This window comes from Mycobacterium sp. E342, assembly GCF_001667665.1.
Classification (GTDB): Bacteria; Actinomycetota; Actinomycetes; order Mycobacteriales; family Mycobacteriaceae; genus Mycobacterium.
In genome coordinates this window covers 40,254-58,031 of the sequence record NZ_LZJM01000065.1, presented here as the reverse complement: position 1 = coordinate 58,031, position 17,778 = coordinate 40,254, and the positions used below count along the sequence as shown (strand labels likewise).

Sequence of the window (17,778 nt, the reverse complement as noted above, 5' to 3'; positions counted from 1 at the left end):
GGCGCCGCGCCCGCGGCGGCGCCGGCGCGGCCCGGTCCGGTGCCCGGCCGTCCGTCACCGGCGCAGCCGAAGCCGCCCGCTCCCGGGCAGCCGACCGGTCAGCCCCCCGCCCAGCCCGGTCCGCACCCCGGCATGACGCCGGGTCCGCGCCCCGGTCCGGCGCCGAAGCCCGGCGTCCGCACCCCGCGCGTCGGCAACAACCCGTTCTCGTCCGCGCAGCCCGTCGACCGGCCGATCCCGCGTCCCATGGCGCCGCGCCGGCGCCTCCGCGGGCGCCGGGGCCGCCTGGGCGGCGGCGGTCGTCGTCCCGCCCGCGGGTGCGCCGGCCGATTCGCCGTTACCGATGGCCTTGTCGAGGGCCTGGTCGAGCGATTTGTCCGGTCCCTTGACGGGAGCCTTCGCGGCCGGCCTGGCCGCCGTCTTCTGGGCAGCCGGCTTGCCGCCCCCGAAGGATTCGCGCAGTCGCCGAGCGACCGGCGCCTCCACCGTCGATGATGCGGATTTTACGAATTCGCCCTGTTCATTCAGCCGGGCGAGAACTTCCTTACTGGTGACACCGAGTTCCTTGGCCAACTCGTGTACGCGGGCCTTACCTGCCACTACATCTCCTGTCTGAGAGGCGACAGTCGTGGGGCCGCGCCTCGGGTTTAGCTATGACGCATGGTCATCGTGACTTCACGGTGTGCTCATGTTCTTTGCTGCCTCTTCTGTTGCCGGGCAAGTCGAGCGCTTCTAGAGACTCTAGGTGCTCGACCAACGCGGATGTGTCCGGTGGACGGTTGATGCGCAGCGCTCTGGTGAAAGCCCGCCGCCGAATCGCCTGTTGCACGCAATGCCGCTCGGGATGCAACCACGCACCCCGCCCCGGCAGGCTGGTCCCGGTGTCAACGATCACGGCGTAGTCGCCGTTCCCGTCCGGCACAGCCACGACGCGAAGCAGTTCGACGGCCAGCTCTCGCTTCCGGCACCCGACACACGTCCGGACTGGTCCGTCCACACGTCTGTGCGCCGAGACCGAAGGCTCACGCTGGATCACGGCTCAGTCTAGCGTCACTTATCCGATGGTCAGAACCGCCCGAGGTGCGGGCCGCCGTCCCGCCCGGCGGCGCCCCCGGGCCGGCTGTCTGCGCTAGCGGTCGTGCGCCATCCCATGGGTGGCCCCATTTTCGGGGTGACCCGCCGAATGCGGCTCGGATCCGCCGGGCGTGTCGCCGCGGATGTCGATGCGCCAGCCGGTGAGCCGGGCGGCCAGCCGCGCGTTCTGGCCCTCCTTGCCGATGGCCAGCGACAACTGGAAATCGGGTACCACCACGCGGGCGGCGCGGGCGTTCTGGTCGATGATCGACACGGAGACCACCTTGGCCGGCGACAAGGCGTTGGCCACGAAGCGGGACGGGTCTTCGTCGTAGTCGATGATGTCGATCTTCTCGCCGGACAGCTCGCTCATCACGTTGCGGACCCGCTGGCCCATCGGGCCGATGCAGGCCCCTTTCGCATTCAGGCCGGGGACGTTGGATTTAACCGCGATCTTGGAGCGATGGCCGGCCTCGCGCGCCACCGCCACGATTTCGACCGACCCGTCGGCGATCTCGGGGACCTCCAGGGAGAACAGCTTGCGCACCAGGTTGGGGTGCGTGCGGGACAGCGTGATCACCGGCTCCCGCGCGCCGCGGGTCACCCCGATCACGTAGCACCGCACCCGGTTGCCGTGCTCGTAGCTCTCGCCGGGGACCTGTTCGGCCGCCGGGATCACGCCCTCGGAGGCCTTGGTCTCGGTCCCCATCCGGACGACGACCAGCCCGCGGGCGTTGGCGCGGCTGTCCCGCTGGATGACGCCCGCGACGATCTCGCCCTCGCGGGTGGAGAACTCGCCGTAGGTGCGTTCGTTCTCCGCGTCGCGGAACCGCTGCAGCATGACCTGGCGGGCGGTGGTGGCGGCGATGCGGCCGAAACCCTCCGGGGTGTCGTCCCATTCGCTGATCACGTTGCCGTCTTCATCGGTCTCGCGGGCGACCACCTTGACGACGCCGGTCTTGCGGTCGATCTCGATGCGCGCATCGTTCTGGTGGCCCTCGGTGTGCCGGTACGCGGTGAGCAGCGCCGACTTGATCGTCTCGAGCAGCTCGCTGACCGAGATGCCCCGATCCACCTCGATGGCATGCAGCGCGGCCATGTCGATGTTCATCAGCGCCGCTCCTCCTCATCGCTAAGCTCTGCATCGTCGCCGGCGCGGTTCATGCTCCGGCCTCCGTCCTGCCGGCCTGGCCCGCCAAGTCCAACTCGGCTTGAGCCGGGGGCGAAAACTCCACCTGGACAACGGCTTTGGCGATATCGGCGAGCGGAATCCGGCGCAGCCGATAGTCACGGCCCGCACGGACCACCAGCGCGACGGCGTCGCCGCTCGCCTCGCCGATCCGGCCGGTCAGCCGCGAACCGTCGACGAGGACGACGTCGACCTTGCGGCCACGGGCGCGGCGGAAATGCTTTTCACCGGTCAGCGGGCGGTCCACCCCGGGCGAACTCACCTCGAGCACGTAACGGTCCCCGATGTCGTCGAGCCCGTCCAGCAAAGCCGACGCCGAGTGCGACAGCGTCGCGATGGTGTCCAGGTCGAGGGCTTTGTCGCCGTCGGCGATCACGGTGATCCGCGGCGGACGCGTCCGGGCGTCGACGACCACGTCCTCGATCTCGTATCCCGCGCGCGCGAACTCATCACCGAGTAGCTCGATCACCTGCGTCTGCGAAGGTAGCCCGGTGGTCACGGCGAGCTCCTCATCTTGAGTTGTCCGGTCAGCTGGAGGGCGTCGCCGCCCCGCTGGCTTGCGGGCGGCTCCAGTGTCCCGGCGGAACGCGAAGGCTGCCGTCCCGCGAGAGCCAGCTATCAACGATACGCCAGGAATCGCGTCTGACGGCCGGATCGCGTCCTGGCTTCGTACCCACCTCCGCACCGATGGCAGGATGTGTTTGTGTCTAGCGCAGATCCCGTCGTCAACCGGCGGGGTGTGCTCGCCGGCGGTGCGGCTCTGGCTCGGGGCGGGGGCCGTCGTCTCGCTCGTCGACGACGTGGTGATCTTGCCGGCGGCCCGCGAGATCTCGGTGGACAGGGCGCGGGCGTGCGCGGCGCGCTGGCTGGCGACCACCGTCAGCGCGGCGGCGATCTGCGGCGGATTGCCGACGGCCGCCGCGGCCGCCCCGGCCAGCGCGCTGTCCTTGCGGGCCTGGTCCAACGGCCCCAGCAGTTCTTCGACGGCCGGGGGTTTGGGCGGGGACTCGCCGCAGGCGGAGGTGACCACCCCGAGCGCAGCCAGAGCCGCACCGGCCGGCCCACCGCCACCCCCGCCGCCGGTGTCCGACGTGATCAACGCGCTGCGCGCCTCGGCGGACAGCGCCAACCGCCTGGTGGCGGGCGAATCCGGCTACCGGGCGGGGCTGCTCGCCTCGATCATCGCGTCCTGCACGGCGTCGTACACGGTCGCCCTGGTGCCCGGGGGCCCGTCGATATGAGCTCCGGCAAGGACGCCGACAACGCGGCGCTGTGCGACGCGCTGGCCATCGAGCACTCGACGATCTACGGCTACGGCATGGTGTCGGCGCTGTCACCACCGAGCGTGAACGGCATGGTGGTGGAGGCCCTGGCCCAGCACCGCCAACGCCGCGACGACGTGATCGCGATGCTGACGGCGCGCAAGGTCAACGCACCCGTCGCCGCCGCCGGTTATCAGTTGCCCCTCCTGGTGGGCAGCGCGGCCGACGCGGCGCGCCTGGCGGCGCGGATGGAGAACGACGGCGCGTCGGCCTGGCGCGTGGTGATCGAGCACGCCGAGACGGCCGACGACCGCGCGTTCGCCGCGACGGCCCTGACGCAAAGCGCCGTGATGGCCGCCCGATGGAACCGCGTGCTGGGCGCCTGGCCCATCACGACGAGCTTCCCGGGCGGAAACGACTAGCGCCGCAAGGCTTTTCGTCCTATCCGGCCAGGGTGGCCGCGAGGTCGGTGGCCAGCGACGGGCCGGTGGCCAGCTCGCGGGTCTCTCCGGTGAAGCGGTCGCGCAGCTCCACCACGCCGTTGCCCCACCCGCGGCCCACCACCAGGATCCAGGGCACGCCCAGCAGCTCGGCGTCCTTGAACTTGACCCCGGGCGACGCCTGCCGGTCGTCGAGCAGGACATCGACCCCCAACCGGTCCAGTTCGCCGGCCAGCGCGGTGGCCCCCGTGCGGGCGTCCGCGTCCTTGTTGGCGATCACCAGGTGGACGTCGAACGGCGCGATCGCCGGCGGCCAGCGCAGGCCCAGCTCGTCGTGGTGCTGCTCGGCGATCACCGCCACCATCCGCGACACCCCGAGGCCGTAGGAGCCCATGGTGAGCCGCACCGGCTTGCCGTCCTCGCCGAGCACGTCGGCGGCGAACGCGTCGGTGTATTTGCGGCCGAGCTGGAAGATGTGCGCGATCTCGATGCCCCGCGCCGAGACCAGCGGGCCGGCGCCGTCGGGAGACGGATCACCGTCGCGCACCTCGGCGGCTTCGATGGTGCCGTCGGCGGTGAAATCCCGGCCGGCCACCAGGCCGACGACGTGCCGGCCCGGTTCGTCGGCCCCGGTGATCCAGCTGGTCCCGTCCACCACCCGAGGGTCGACGAGATAGCGAACGCCGTTGTCGCGCAGCGCCTTCGGTCCTATGTAGCCCTTCACCAGGAACGGGTACCTGGCGAAGTCGGCGTCGTCGAGCAGCGCGTAGTCGGCCGGTTCCAGGGCCGCGCCCAGCCTCTTGTCGTCGACCTCTCGGTCGCCGGGTAGCCCGATGGCCAGCAGCTCCCACTCCCCGCCGGGCTGGCGCACCTTGAGCAGCACGTTCTTCAGCGTGTCGGCCGCGGTGACGGTGTGACCGAGGTCCGCCGTGTTGGCCCAGTCCACCAGGGTGGCGATGGTCGGGGTGTCACCGGTGTCGTGGACCACCGCCTCGGGGAGGCCATCGATGGGTTTGGCCTCCGGGCGGGCGGTGATGACGGCCTCGACGTTGGCCGCGTACCCGGACTCCAGGCAGCGCACGAAGGTGTCCTCGCCGACCGGGCTTTCGGCCAGGAACTCCTCCGACGCGCTGCCGCCCATCGCTCCCGACACCGCGGACACGATCACGTAGCGCACCTGCAGCCGGTTGAAGATGCGCTGGTAGGCCTCCCGATGCGCGTGGTAGGCGGCCTTGAGCCCGGCGTCGTCGGTGTCGAAGGAGTAGGAGTCCTTCATCAGGAACTCGCGCACCCGCAGGATCCCCGCGCGCGGCCGCGCCTCGTCGCGGTATTTGTTCTGGATCTGGTAGAGCAGGACCGGAAAGTCCTTGTAGGAACTGTATTCACCCTTGACGGTCAGGGTGAACACCTCTTCGTGCGTCGGCCCGAGCAGGTAGTCGTTGCCGCGGCGGTCCTTGAGGCGGAATACGCCGTCGCCGTATTCGGTCCACCGGTTCGTCGTCTCGTACGGCGCGCGCGGCAGCAGGGCGGGGAACAGGATCTCCTGCCCGCCGATCGCGTCCATCTCCTCCCGGACGACGGCTTCGATCCTGCGCAGCACCCGCAGGCCGAGTGGCAGCCAGCTGTAGAGCCCGGGGGCGATGGGCCGGATGTAGCCGGCCCGGATGAGCAGCTTGTGGCTGGGCACTTCGGCGTCGGCGGGATCGTCGCGCAGGGTGCGCAGGAACAACTGGGACATCCGGGTGATCACAGCGGGCCAGCCTAACTTGTCAGGGATGGGCGCCTAGCAGCCGAGGACCCATGCAAGGCTCCGCGAATCTGGTATCGCCGGCGCTATCGAATGCGGCGCAAAGCTATTGGTGCCGGCCGTCAATCGGCGACCGCGGCGTCACAGCTCGCCGGCGTCGATCGCTTCCTTGACCTCTTGCGCGTGGGCGACCTGCGCCGGCGTGTAGCCGATCAACAGCGCGGCGGCGCCGACGACGACGGCCACCCCGGCCACCCACAGCAGGCCGTAGGTGTAGCCCTGGTCGAGCGCGTGCAACTGGAGGTCGTTCATGATCTTCACCGGGCCGGTGGTCCCGCCCATGTACAGCGTGCGTGAGGTGATCACGGCCTGGATGACGGCCAGTACCAGCGGCCCGCCGAGGCTCTGCAACATCAACGCGATCGCCGAGACCGGGCCGATCTGGTCGAAACCGACACCGGCGATGGCCGCCAGCGTCAGCGGGACGACGCAGATGCCGATGCCGATTCCGCCCACGATGATGGGGAGCACCAGGTTGGGGAAATAGGGCACGCCGCGGTGCATGAATGCCCAGCCGTAGAGCATCGCCCAGAACAGCAGAATCCCGCCGCCGATCGTCAACACCCGGGGCGAGAACCGCGACACCAGTTGCGAGGAGACGCCCAGGCCTATCCCCATCGCGATGACGAACGGGATGAAGCCGACCCCGGCGCGCAGCGCGCTGTAGCCGAGGATGTCCTGCACGTACAGGCCGATGCAGACGGTCAGGCTGAACATGAGCCCGCCGGCAAGGAAGATCGCGGCGAAGGTGACCAGCCGGTTGCGGTCGCGGAACAGGTCGAAGGGGACGACGGGATTTTCGGCGGTGCGCTCCACGATGATGAAGGCCAGCGCCGCGGCCATGGCCACCACACCGGAGCCGACGGTGGTGATCGACACCCAGCCCTTCTCCGGCCCCATCGAGAAGGCGAAGACGGCGGCGGTGCAGGCCAGCGTGGCCAGCATGGCCCCGGTCGCGTCGAGCTTCATCCGCTCGCGGTTGGTCTCGCGCAGCGCGGTGCGGGCCAGGTAGATCATCACCAGCCCGATCGGCACGTTCACCAGGAACGCCAGCCGCCAGGACACCTCGGTCAGCGCTCCGCCGACCACCAGGCCCATCACCGAACCGATGGCGGTCATCGCGGCGAACACGGCCGTCGCGAAGTTACGCGCGGGCCCCTTCGGGAAGGTGGTGGCCACCAGCGCCAGGCCCGTCGGCGAGGCGATGGCGGACCCGACGCCCTGGGAGAGCCGGGCGATCACCATGGTGGCCTCGTCCCACGCCACCGCGCACAGCACCGAGGAGATGGTGAACAGCGCGACGCCGACGATGAAGGTGCGCTTGCGCCCGATCGTGTCGCCGAGCCGGCCACCCAGCAGCATCAGCCCGCCGAAGGTGAGGACGTACGCGGTGATCACCCAGCTGCGGCCGGCATCGGACAGGCTCAGCTCGTTCTGGATCTTGGGAAGCGCGACGATGGCGACGGTGCTGTCCATGGTCGCCAGCAACTGCATGCCGCCGATCGCGATCACGGCCGCGATGAAGCGACGCGAAGGCAACCAGGCCGGGTAGTACTTGCTGAGGCGAGTGGAGGCGGTCTCCGCCGGGCGCGTGGCGCGCACCGGGGCCGGACGATCGGGGCGCGCGGAGGTGAAGTTCCGCACCGCGCGCTCACTGTCGTTGAGGGCCGTCATAAAGGGTTACCTTACAGTAATCTTAAGATCCGTTTAAAGCCCGAAAGCCGCCACCGGACCGATCACGATGATCGCGGGAGGTCGGATGCCCTCGGCGCGGATCTTTTCCGGCGTGTCGGCCAGGGTGGCCCGCAAAGTCTGCTGGGCAGCCGTCGTGCCGTGCTGCACCACCAGCACCGGTGTATCCGCAGGTCGACCGCCTTGTATCAGCGCTTCGGCGAAAAGCTCGATGCGTTCGACGGCCATCAGCAAAACAATGGTGCCCGTCAAGGCGGCCAACGCATTCCAATTCACTAACGATTCGGGATGTCCGGGCGCCAAGTGGCCGCTGACCACGACGAATTCGTGATTGACGGCCCGATGCGTGACCGGGACACCGGCCAGCGCGGGCACCCCTATGGCACTTGTCACACCCGGCACCACGGTGACCGGGATCCCGGCGTCGGCGCACGCGAGCACTTCCTCATACCCGCGGGCGAAGACGAACGGGTCGCCGCCCTTGAGGCGGACGACGAACTTCCCGGACCGGGCGCGGTCGATCATGACGTCGTTGATCGCGTCCTGCGCCATCGCCCGCCCGTAAGGGATCTTCGCCGCGTCGATGACCTCGACGTGCGGGGGCAGCTCGGCCAGCAGTTCCGGCGGCGCGAGCCGGTCGGCGACGTCGACGTCGGCGTGGGCCAGCAGGCGGCGTCCGCGCACCGTGATCAGCTCGGGGTCGCCGGGGCCTCCGCCCACGAGCGCCACGCCGCCGCGCACGACGTCGGAACTCGCGGCGCTGTCCGTGGTGATGAGCCCGGCCTGCAACGCCTCGCGGATGGCCGAGCGGATCGCCGCCGACCGGCGGTGCTCACCGCCGGCGAGCACCCCGACCGACAACCCGGCATAGCTGAAGGACGCCGGTGTCACCGCCGTGCCCTCCACGGCGATGTCGGCGCGGACGCAGAACAGGTGGCGGCGTTCGGCCTCGGCGACCACCGCCGCGTTCACGTCAGGATCATCGGTGGCTGCGATCGCGTACCAGGCGCCGTCCAGGTCGCCATCTCGGTATTCGCGCAGGGAAAAGGTGATTCCACTCATCGCCTCGACCGACCTGGTGGCACTGCGGGAGATGACGTGGACGTCGGCACCGCTGGCGATGAGCAGGGGCAGCCGGCGCTGGGCAACCGTGCCGCCGCCGACGACGACGACCTTTTTGCCGGCCAACCGCAGTCCAGCGAGGTAGGCGTTCTCGGTCACCGGGCAAGCCTAGTGGCAGAGCTTCTGGACGCCGTGAGCGTAACGCCACGGCGCGTTTGTGCGGATTTTTTCGCAGCGCGGTTACGCTCGCGCAGCGGCGCGGCGGGCGGCGGCGTGCGCGACGAACCGCGCGACGGCTTGTGGTGCGGCAGCCGGATGCGTGTGCAAGTACGAGGCGTGCACTCCGGCGTGCACGACGCCTTCGCGCACGGTATCCGCGCCGTTGCCCCGGTACACCCAGGCGGGCTGGTAGCTGTCGCTGAAAGTGACTGCGGTCCGGTGGAATTCATGCCCCACCGCCCGCTGCCCGGCGGAATACAGCGGTGAATCGGCAACGGCTACCGCGTCGCGGTAGGCGAGCGTCAGGTGCGGGGTGAACCGTGCCGACCCGGCCAGCACCCCGCACATCGGATGGCCGTCGAGTTCGGTGGCCAGGTAGATGAGGCCGGCGCATTCGGCGTGGATCGGCGAGCCCGCGCCGGCCAGCTCGTTGATCTGCCGGCGCACCACCTCGTTGGCCGAGAGTTCGGCGGTGAACTGTTCCGGGAAACCGCCGGGCAGCACCACCGCGTCCGTCCCGTCGGGCAACTCCTCGGCCAGCGGATCGAATTCGACCACGTCGGCGCCGGCGGCGCGCAGCAGCTCGGCATGCTCGGCATAGGCGAAGGTGAACGCCTTGCCGGCCGCCATCGCCACGGTGGCCCGCCCGCCCGGCGTCTCCCCCACCGCCGTCGCCGGGTCCCATGGCGGGGCGGCCCGGCTCGCGGCGACCGCCGCCACGGCCGCCAGGTCGACGTGACGAGCGATCAGGTCGGTCATCGCCTCGACCGCCTGCCGCGCCCGCCGCCCGTACTCAACCGCGGTGACCAGACCCAAATACCTTGTCGGAAGCTCCAATTCGGCCGCGCGGGGAATGGCGCCCAGCACCGCGACGCCCGCCTGCTCGCAGGCCTGCCGCAGCACCTGCTCGTGCCGGGCCGAACCGACCCGGTTGAGGATCACGCCGCGGACCCGCGTCGCGGTGTCGAACGTCGAAAAGCCGTGCAGCAGCGCGGCGATGCTGTGGCTCTGGCCGCGTGCGTCGACGACCAGGACGACGGGGGCGCCCAGCAGGCCGGCGACGTGGGCGGTGGAGCCCTGCGCGGGGCCGGCGGCGACGGGGCCGATCCGCCCGTCGAATAGGCCCATCACCCCTTCCACCACCGCGATGTCGGCGCCGCCGGCCCCATAGGCGTACAGCGGACCGACGAGGTCCTCGCCGACCAGCACAGGGTCCAGGTTGCGGCCGGGACGCCCGGCCGCCAGGCCGTGGTAGCCGGGGTCGATGAAGTCGGGGCCGACCTTGAACGGCACCACCACATGACCCGCACGCCGCAGGGCACCTATCAAACCCGTTGCGACGGTGGTCTTTCCGCTGCCCGATGCCGGCGCGGCGACGACGATCGCGGGGACACTCACCACTCGATGCCCTTCTGTCCCTTGCGGCCCGCGTCCATCGGGTGCTTGACCTTGGTCATCTCGGTGACCAGGTCGGCGGCGTCGATCAACCGCCGTGGGGCGTCGCGCCCGGTGATGACCACGTGCTGGTGGCCGGGCCGCGCCAGCAGCACGTCTACCACCTCGTCGACGTCCACCCAGCCCCATTTCAGCGGGTAGGTGAATTCGTCGAGCACGTAGAAATCGTGGCGCTGCGCGGCCAGCCGGTCCGAGATTTCGGCCCACCCGTCGGCAGCGGCCGCGGCGTGATCGAGCTCGCTGCCCGCCTTGCGCGACCAGGACCAGCCCGCCCCCATCTTGTGCCATTCGACCGGCCCACCCACATGGTCCTGATCGTGTACCCGGCCGAGTTGCGTGAAGGCGGTCTCTTCGCCCACTTTCCATTTGGCGCTCTTGACGAACTGGAACACCGCGACGGACAGTCCGGCGTTCCAGGCGCGCAGCGCCATCCCGAACGCCGCCGTCGACTTGCCCTTGCCGGGGCCGGTGTGGACCGCCAGCACCGGGGTGTTGCGCCGGGCCCTGGTGCTCAGCCCGTCATCGGGGACCTGAAGCGGGCGGCCTTGGGGCATGAGCGATTACCTTTCTCAGGCGGCGTTGCGCACGGCGCGCGTCAGGGAGTCCGCGTGCAACTGCTCCAAGCGCACGACCGGCGCGCCGAGCTGGCGGGCCAGTTGCCCGGCCAGACCCAGCCGCACATAAGACGTTTCGCAGTCCACCACCACCGCGGCGGCGCCCTCGGCCGCCAGGCTGGCGGCCGCGGCCCGGCTGCGGCCCAACGGATCCGGCCCGGCGGTGGCCCGGCCGTCGGTGAGCACCACCACCAGGGCACGCCGGGCCCGGTCGCGGGCCTTCTCCCGGACGATCAGTTGCCGCGCGGCCAGCAGGCCCTCCGCGAGCGGGGTCTTGCCGCCGGTGTCGAATCGGGCCAGTCGCCGGCCGGCGATGTGCGCCGACGACGTCGGCGGCAGCAACAGCCGCGCCTCCTGCTGGCGGAACGTGATCACGGCCACCTTGTCGCGGCGCTGGTAGGCGTCGCGCAGCAGCGACAGCGCCGCGCCGCTCACCGCGGCCATCCTGTCGCGCGCCGCCATCGAGCCCGACGCGTCCACGACGAAGATCACCAGGTTGCCTTCGCGCCCTTCGCGAATCGCCCGCCGCACGTCCTCGGGCGCCGGCCGCAACGGTCCGGCCGCGGCGCGCTCGGCGGCCGACAGCAGGGTGGCGAACAGGTGCAGCCCGTGCGCGCCCGAGCCGGTGTCATTGCCGTCGGCGGCCGCGACGACGCTGCCCGCGGCGTTGCGGGCCCGCGAGCGCCGCCCGGGCGCGCCCGCGCCGACGCCGGGCACCGTCAGCGCCTTGGTGCGGAAGGTTTTCGACGGCGGCGCGCTGGGCCTCGGGTTCGCCGGTGCCGGCGAGTTGGCTTGCGGCGCGCTCACATCGGCGGAGTGGCCGTTCCCGCCGGGCGGTTCGGGGTCGGGTTCGGGGTCGGGCTCGCCGTCGCCGCCCTGCGCCAGCGCCTCGTCCAGCTGGTCGCGGTCGATGCCCGGGTCGTCGAACGGGTCGCGGCGGCGCCGGTGCGGCAACGCCAGCTCCGCGGCCACCCGGACGTCTTGCTCCTCGACGGACGTGGCCCCCCGCCAGGCGGCGTGCGCAGCGGCGGTGCGGGCCACCACCAGGTCGGCCCGCATCCCGTCGACGTCGAAAGCCGCGCACACCGCTGCGATGCGTCGTAATTCATTGTCCGGCAACACGACCTGACCGACGAGCGCCCGCGCGTCGGCGATCCGGCGAGCCAGCTCGGCCTCGGCGTCGGCGTAGCGCTCGGCGAATGCGTCCGGGTCCGCCTCGTAGGCCATGCGCTGGCGGACCACCTCCACCCGCACGTCGACATCGCGCGACGCGTGCACGTCGACGGTGAGACCGAACCGGTCCAGCAGTTGCGGGCGCAGTTCGCCCTCTTCGGGATTCATGGTGCCGATCAGCACGAACCGGGCCTCGTGCGAATGGGAGATCCCGTCGCGTTCGATGTGCACCCGGCCCATCGCGGCGGCGTCCAGCAGCACGTCCACCAGATGGTCGTGCAGCAGGTTGACCTCGTCGACGTAGAGCACCCCACCGTGGGCGCGGGCCAGCAGCCCCGGCGAGAAGGCATGCTCGCCGTCGCGCAGCACCCGCTGCAGGTCAAGCGAGCCGATCACCCGGTCTTCGGTTGCGCCGAGCGGCATTTCGACGAGGCCGGTCCCCTCGCTGCCGTTGGCGGCGGACAGCAGCGCCGCCAGACCGCGCACGGCCGTCGACTTGGCCGTGCCCTTTTCGCCCCGGATCAACGCGCCGCCGATCTCCGGTCGGACCGCACACAAGAGCAGCGCCAGGCGCAGCTGGTCGTGCCCGACGATCGCGCTGAACGGATACGGCCTCACGGTAGCTCCGTCAGGCCGGAGCCCGGGCGTGCGGGCTTGAGCATCGGCACGTGCGGGATGCCGTCGTCGACGAAATCCTCACCGGCGCGCACGAAGCCATGCTGGGCGTACATGTCGGCCAGGTAGGTCTGCGCGTCGATCCGGCACGGGTAGTCGCCGACCTCGGCCAGGGCGGCGCGCAGCAGCCGGGTGGTGTGACCCTGCCCGCGGGCACTGCGTTTGGTGCACAGCCGGCCGATCCGGAACGTCTTTCGGCCGCCGGCGTGCTCCTCCATCAACCGCAACGTGCAGATCACCTCACCCTCGGGCGTCTCGAGCCAGAAGTGCCGAGTCTCGGCGAGCAGGTCACGCCCGTCGAGCTCCGGGTACGGGCAGGCCTGTTCCACCACGAATACCTCCACCCGCAACTTGAGCAGCTCGTAAAGGGTCCGCGCGCCAAGGTCTTTGGCCCAGGACCGACGCAAAGCTTCACTCATGACCGAACCCCCGAATCGGACCTCAATCCCAGCACCTCGGTGCTCCAGGACCACACCTCGTCGTACAGCTCCGGCTCGCGGGACAGCTCGACGCCCAGCGACGGCACCATCTCTTTGAGCGCGGGCAGCCAGGAGCGGTAGCGGTCGGCGAAGCACCGCTGTAGCACCTCGAGCATGGCCGACACGGCCGTCGACGCTCCCGGGGAGCCTCCCAGCAGCCCGGCGATGCTGCCGTCGGCGGCGGCCAGCACGGTGGTGCTGAAGTCCAGCACGCCACCCTTGCGCCTGTCGCGCCGAATCACCTGCACGCGCTGACCGGCCACGGTCAGCCCCCAGTCGGAATCGACCGCGCTGGGCGCGAATTCGCGCAACGCGTGGATGCGGTCCGGTTCGGACAGCCGCAGCTGGCCGATCAGGTAGTTGACCAGCCTCAGCTGGGTGAGGCCCACCCCGAGCACGGACACCGCGTTGTCGGGTTTGACCGAGCGGGGCAGGTCGGACAGGCGGCCGTGCTTCAAGAACTTCGGCGACCAGCCGGCGTACGGCCCGAACACCAGCCACGGCTTGCCGTTGACGAACCGGAGGTCCAGGTGCAGCGCGCCGAGCGGCGGGGCCCCCGGTGCCGGCACCCCGTACACCTTGGCGCGGTGGGCGGCGACGAGCTGCGGGTTGTCGGTGCGCAGGAACCGACCGCCGATGGGGAATCCGGCCAAGCCCCTGACCTCTTTGATGCGGGACTTCTGCAGCAACGGCAGGGCGTCGCCGCCGGCCCCGACGAAGACGAATTTGGCGTTCAGCCGGTGCTTTTCGCCGGTGCGCCGATTGCGCAGCAGCAGCGTCCAGGTGCCGTCGGACTGGCGGGCCAGATCGCGGACCTCGTGGCCGAACAGCGCGGTCGCGCCGCCCTGCACGCAGAAACCGACGAGTTGGCGGGCCAGCGCACCGAAGTCGACGTCGGTGCCGTGCGGGGCCCAGTTGAGGGCGGTCGGCTCGGAGAAGTCGCGCTTGGCGGCCATGAACGGCAGCCGGCGGGCGAACTCGTGCGGGTCGTCGATGAATTCCGTGCCGGCGAACAGCGGGTTGGTCGCCAGGGCGCGCTGCCGTCGGCGCAGAAACTCGACGCGCCGCGCGCCGCGGACGAAGCTCACGTGGGGAAGCGGGTTGAGGAAGCCGGTGTCGGTCAGCATCCCGTTCTCGACGGCGTACGCCCAGAATTGGCGGGTCACCTGGAACTGCTCGTTGATGCGCACCGCCTTGGTGATGTCGATCGAGCCGTCGGCGTTCTGGGGGGTGTAGTTGAGCTCGCACAGCGCGGAATGCCCCGTGCCGGCATTGTTCCAGGGGCTGCTGCTCTCCGCGGCGACGGCGTCCAGCCGCTCGACGACGGTCATCGACCAGTCGGGCTGCAGCCTGCGCAGCAACGCACCCAGCGTGGCGCTCATGATGCCCGCGCCCACCAGCACAACGTCCGTCCGTGCGGTTCTGGCTAGCGACGACACCTGCTCCTTGGTCCTTTCCTCGACTGCGCCGACACTCAGGCTATCCCGAGGTAAACCCGGCACGAACGGCATGCGCCCCCCGGTGGCCAGCAAAACCTCTAAGCTGGCCTGGTGAGCGGCGGGGTGACTGGCTGGGAACCCGATGTCCTGCCCGGCTATTGGCGGCGCACCATCGCCCTCGGGCCCGACCCGATCGGCGAAGGGGAGATCGTCGCGACGCTGATCCGGCGCGGCGAGCCGGCCGGCCGGCCGGGCAACGCCCGCCCGGGCCACGCGGTCCTGGCCGTGCACGGCTACACCGATTACTTCTTCAACACGGCGCTGGCCGATCACTTCGCCGATCGTGGCTTCGCCTTCTACGCGCTGGACCTACAGAAATGCGGCCGGTCGCGCCGCGACGGGCAGACGCCGCACTTCATCACCAACCTCGACGACTATGACGCCGAACTCGAACACGCGCTGGCGGTCATCCGGCAGCAGGACCGGTCCCCGCGGGTCCTGGTGTATGGCCATTCCTCCGGTGGGCTCATCGTGTCGTTGTGGCTGGACCGGCTTCGCAGGCGCGATGCCGCGGCCCACGCAACCATCGGGGGGTTGGTGCTCAACAGCCCGTTTTTGGACCTGCACGGCCCGGCGGTCCTGCGCCTGCCGGTCACCTCGGCGCTGATCGCCGGCCTGTCGCGGGTGCGCTCCAAGGGGGTGGTCCGCACACCCACCGAGGGCGGTTACGGCACCACCCTGCACCGCGACTACCACGGCGAGTTCGACTATGACCTGCAGTGGAAACCAGTGGGCGGCTTCCCCATCACGCTCGGCTGGCTCAACGCCATCCGCCGCGGCCACGCCCGGTTGCACCGCGGGCTCGACGTCGGGGTGCCCAACCTGATCCTGCGCTCGGATCACACCGTGCGAGAGACCAGCGACGCGGCGTCCATGCAGCGCGGCGACGCGGTGCTCGACGTCACCCAGATCGCCAGGCGGGCCGGCTGCATCGGGAATCACAGCACCATCGTTCCCATCGGCGACGCCAAACACGACGTCTTCCTGTCGCTGCCGCAGCCTCGGCAGGCGGCCTATCGTCAGCTGGACCTCTGGCTCGACGACTACCTCGACGCCGACCGCACCGACGCCTCGCCCTCATCGAGGAAGGGCTGACGGGGTGGAGACGTACGACATCGCGATCATCGGAACCGGTTCGGGCAACATGCTTCTCGACGATCGTTTCCTGGCCAGGCGCGCGGCGCTGTGCGAGCATGGCACGTTCGGCGGCACCTGCCTGAACGTCGGGTGCATCCCGACCAAGATGTTCGTCTACGCCGCCGAGGTCGCCACCACGATCCGCGACGCCGCGCGCTACGGGATCGACGCAAATGTCGACCGGGTGCGCTGGGACGACATCGTCTCGCGCATCTTCGGCCGGATCGATCCGATCTCGATGAGCGGGGAGGACTACCGCCGCGCAGCACCCAACGTCGACTTGTACAGCCAGCACACCCGGTTCGGACCGGTTCAGCCCGACGGCCGCTACCTGTTGCGCACCGATGCCGGCGACGAATTCACCGCCGAGCAGGTGGTGATTGCGGCCGGGTCGCGCCCGGTGATTCCACCCGCGATCGCCGAATGCGGCGTCGCCTATCACACCAGCGACACGATCATGCGGATCCCCGAGCTGCCCGAGCACCTCGTGATCGTCGGAAGTGGCTTCGTCGCCGCCGAATTCGCCCACGTCTTCTCCGCCCTGGGCGTGCACGTGACGCTGGTGATCCGTGGTGGCACCATGCTGCGGCACTGCGACGACACCCTGTGCAAACGCTTCACCCGCATGGCCGCGGCCAAATGGGAGCTGCGCACCCACCGCAACGTCGTGGGGGGCACGGAAAACGGCTCGGGCGTCTCGCTGCGGCTCGACGACGGGTCCACGCTGAACGCCGACCTGCTGCTGGTCGCCACCGGCCGGGTGTCCAACGCCGACCTGCTCGACGCCGAACAGGCGGGCGTCGATGTCGAGGACGGCCGGGTGCTGGTCGACGAATACCAGCGGACCTCGGCGCGTGGCGTCTTCGCCCTCGGCGACGTCTCCTCGCCGTACCAGCTCAAGCACGTCGCCAACCATGAGGCCCGCGTCGTGCAACACAACCTGCATTGCGACTGGGACGACACCGGGTCGATGGTGATGACCGATCACCGCTACGTGCCGTCGGCGGTGTTCACCGATCCCCAGGTGGCCACCGTCGGCCTGACCGAAAACCAGGCCATCGCAAAGGGATTCGATATCTCGGTCGCGATACACGACTACGGCGATGTGGCCTACGGGTGGGCGATGGAGGACACCACCGGGATAGTCAAGCTCATCGCCGATCGGGACACCGGCCGCCTGCTGGGCGCGCACATCATGGGCCCGCAGGCGTCGTCGATCATCCAGCCGCTGATCCAGGCCATGAGCTTCGGGCTGACCGCCCCGGAGATGGCCCGCGGCCAGTACTGGATTCATCCGGCGCTGCCGGAGGTGGTCGAGAACGCGCTGCTGGATCTGTACTAGTGGCGATCGCAAGCGCGGCGTAGCCGGGCGCGGCGGGTCGCCACCATCGGACTAGTGGCGATCGCAAGCGCGGCGTAGCCGGGCGCGGCGGGTCGCCACCATCGGACTAGTGGCGATCGCAAGCGACGTCAGCGCCGCTGGCACCGGGGGCACAGGCCGTGCAGCGTCAGGCCCGCGGCTTCGGACAGCGCGAACGAACTGCCCGCCATCGCATGTTCCAGCGCCGAACTGAGCTGCCCGGCGGGCACTTCGATGATCGAGCCGCATTCGGTGCACACGGCGTGGTGGTGCGGCGCGGTGGCCATCCCGTAGGTGGTGACGCCGCCGTCGAGGGTCAGCGCGTGCAACACCCCCTGCCCCACCAGGGTGGTCACCGTGCGGTAGATGGTGGCCACGTCCGGCGCGTGCGCGCCGTGCGGCAGGCAGGCCTGCACCCGCTTGTGGATCTCCGCCACCGGCAGATGCCCATCCACCGGCTCGAGCACGGCCAGCACCTGGATCCGCGACGACATCCGCCGCAGCCCCCTGGCGCGCAGCAGGTCGCCGATCCGGGCGGTGACGGAGGGATCCAGTGCTGACGGCTGAGGCGTCACCCGTTCAGTGTCGCGCCGCCGCCCCGGGTACGCCAGTCTTCCGCCGAATTCGGCCCGTCCGCCGGC

Annotated in this window: 15 protein-coding genes and 3 pseudogenes; 4 read left to right on the top strand and 14 right to left on the bottom strand. The window is 70.3% G+C overall.

Annotated elements, in window-relative coordinates; genetic code table 11:
• Nucleotides 1-104: 104 nt before the first annotated feature.
• From A5692_RS30315 to A5692_RS29665, 5 genes and pseudogenes are all read right to left on the bottom strand, one after another.
• Nucleotides 105-600, bottom strand: a pseudogene (locus tag A5692_RS30315) (translation initiation factor IF-2 N-terminal domain-containing protein); the annotation flags it as partial.
• Nucleotides 601-664: 64 nt separating this feature from the next.
• Nucleotides 665-922: a YlxR family protein gene (locus tag A5692_RS27915; protein WP_369830254.1), complete on the bottom strand. Its 258-nt coding sequence runs from the start codon at nucleotides 920-922 to the stop codon at nucleotides 665-667.
• A 207-nt stretch (nucleotides 923-1,129) separates the two neighbouring features.
• Nucleotides 1,130-2,185: a transcription termination factor NusA gene (gene nusA, locus A5692_RS03220; protein WP_068051975.1), complete on the bottom strand. Its 1,056-nt coding sequence runs from the start codon at nucleotides 2,183-2,185 to the stop codon at nucleotides 1,130-1,132.
• A gap of 49 nt (nucleotides 2,186-2,234) precedes the next feature.
• Nucleotides 2,235-2,762: a ribosome maturation factor RimP gene (rimP, locus tag A5692_RS03215; RefSeq protein ID WP_068051973.1), complete on the bottom strand. Its 528-nt coding sequence runs from the start codon at nucleotides 2,760-2,762 to the stop codon at nucleotides 2,235-2,237.
• A 216-nt stretch (nucleotides 2,763-2,978) separates the two neighbouring features.
• Nucleotides 2,979-3,362, bottom strand: a pseudogene (locus A5692_RS29665) (hypothetical protein); the annotation flags it as partial.
• Between A5692_RS29665 and A5692_RS27905 the strand changes: the two are divergent.
• Both A5692_RS27905 and A5692_RS03205 read left to right on the top strand, forming a co-directional pair.
• Nucleotides 3,325-3,504, top strand: a pseudogene (locus tag A5692_RS27905) (hypothetical protein); the annotation flags it as partial. The pseudogenes A5692_RS29665 and A5692_RS27905 overlap by 38 nt on opposite strands.
• The gene (locus tag A5692_RS03205) at nucleotides 3,501-3,947 is read left to right on the top strand and encodes a ferritin-like domain-containing protein (protein ID WP_067924867.1); all 447 of its coding nucleotides are present in this window, start codon (nucleotides 3,501-3,503) and stop codon (nucleotides 3,945-3,947) included. The pseudogene A5692_RS27905 and the gene A5692_RS03205, both read left to right, overlap by 4 nt.
• A 19-nt stretch (nucleotides 3,948-3,966) precedes the next feature.
• Here A5692_RS03205 and A5692_RS03200 read toward each other — a convergent pair whose 3' ends face one another.
• From A5692_RS03200 to mqo, 8 genes are all read right to left on the bottom strand, one after another.
• Nucleotides 3,967-5,715 carry a proline--tRNA ligase gene (locus A5692_RS03200; protein ID WP_068051971.1) on the bottom strand — a complete coding sequence of 583 codons (1,749 nt, stop codon included), beginning with the start codon at nucleotides 5,713-5,715 and terminating at the stop codon, nucleotides 3,967-3,969.
• Between the two features lie 138 nt (nucleotides 5,716-5,853).
• Complete coding sequence (locus tag A5692_RS03195; protein ID WP_068051968.1) at nucleotides 5,854-7,446, bottom strand: MFS transporter; 1,593 nt, start codon at nucleotides 7,444-7,446, stop codon at nucleotides 5,854-5,856.
• Between the two features lie 33 nt (nucleotides 7,447-7,479).
• Entirely contained in the window at nucleotides 7,480-8,685 is a 1,206-nt protein-coding gene (gene cobA, locus A5692_RS03190; protein ID WP_068051965.1) for a uroporphyrinogen-III C-methyltransferase, read from the bottom strand.
• Between the two features lie 81 nt (nucleotides 8,686-8,766).
• Nucleotides 8,767-10,143, bottom strand: coding sequence for a cobyrinate a,c-diamide synthase (locus A5692_RS03185; RefSeq protein ID WP_068051962.1), 1,377 nt, complete (start codon nucleotides 10,141-10,143; stop codon nucleotides 8,767-8,769).
• Entirely contained in the window at nucleotides 10,140-10,754 is a 615-nt protein-coding gene (gene cobO, locus A5692_RS03180) for a cob(I)yrinic acid a,c-diamide adenosyltransferase (protein ID WP_068051958.1), read from the bottom strand. The genes A5692_RS03185 and cobO overlap by 4 nt, the downstream gene beginning before the upstream one ends.
• Nucleotides 10,755-10,769: 15 nt before the next feature.
• Nucleotides 10,770-12,605 carry a magnesium chelatase subunit D family protein gene (locus A5692_RS03175; RefSeq protein ID WP_068051955.1) on the bottom strand — a complete coding sequence of 612 codons (1,836 nt, stop codon included), beginning with the start codon at nucleotides 12,603-12,605 and terminating at the stop codon, nucleotides 10,770-10,772.
• Nucleotides 12,602-13,081: a GNAT family N-acetyltransferase gene (locus tag A5692_RS03170; protein ID WP_068051952.1), complete on the bottom strand. Its 480-nt coding sequence runs from the start codon at nucleotides 13,079-13,081 to the stop codon at nucleotides 12,602-12,604. Before A5692_RS03170 ends, A5692_RS03175 begins: the two co-directional genes overlap by 4 nt.
• Nucleotides 13,078-14,580 (bottom strand): malate dehydrogenase (quinone), encoded by a 1,503-nt coding sequence (gene mqo, locus A5692_RS03165; protein WP_255396983.1) that lies wholly within the window; start codon nucleotides 14,578-14,580, stop codon nucleotides 13,078-13,080. Before mqo ends, A5692_RS03170 begins: the two co-directional genes overlap by 4 nt.
• Before the next feature lie 123 nt (nucleotides 14,581-14,703).
• Between mqo and A5692_RS03160 the strand changes: the two genes are divergently transcribed.
• Complete coding sequence (locus tag A5692_RS03160) at nucleotides 14,704-15,735, top strand: alpha/beta hydrolase (protein WP_068051995.1); 1,032 nt, start codon at nucleotides 14,704-14,706, stop codon at nucleotides 15,733-15,735.
• Between the two features lie 4 nt (nucleotides 15,736-15,739).
• Nucleotides 15,740-17,119 (top strand): mycothione reductase, encoded by a 1,380-nt coding sequence (mtr, locus tag A5692_RS03155; protein WP_068051949.1) that lies wholly within the window; start codon nucleotides 15,740-15,742, stop codon nucleotides 17,117-17,119.
• 128 nt (nucleotides 17,120-17,247) lie between these two features.
• Here the strand turns inward: mtr and A5692_RS03150 are convergent, their stop codons facing one another.
• Nucleotides 17,248-17,712, bottom strand: coding sequence for a Fur family transcriptional regulator (locus A5692_RS03150; RefSeq protein ID WP_068051990.1), 465 nt, complete (start codon nucleotides 17,710-17,712; stop codon nucleotides 17,248-17,250).
• Nucleotides 17,713-17,778 lie beyond the last annotated feature (66 nt).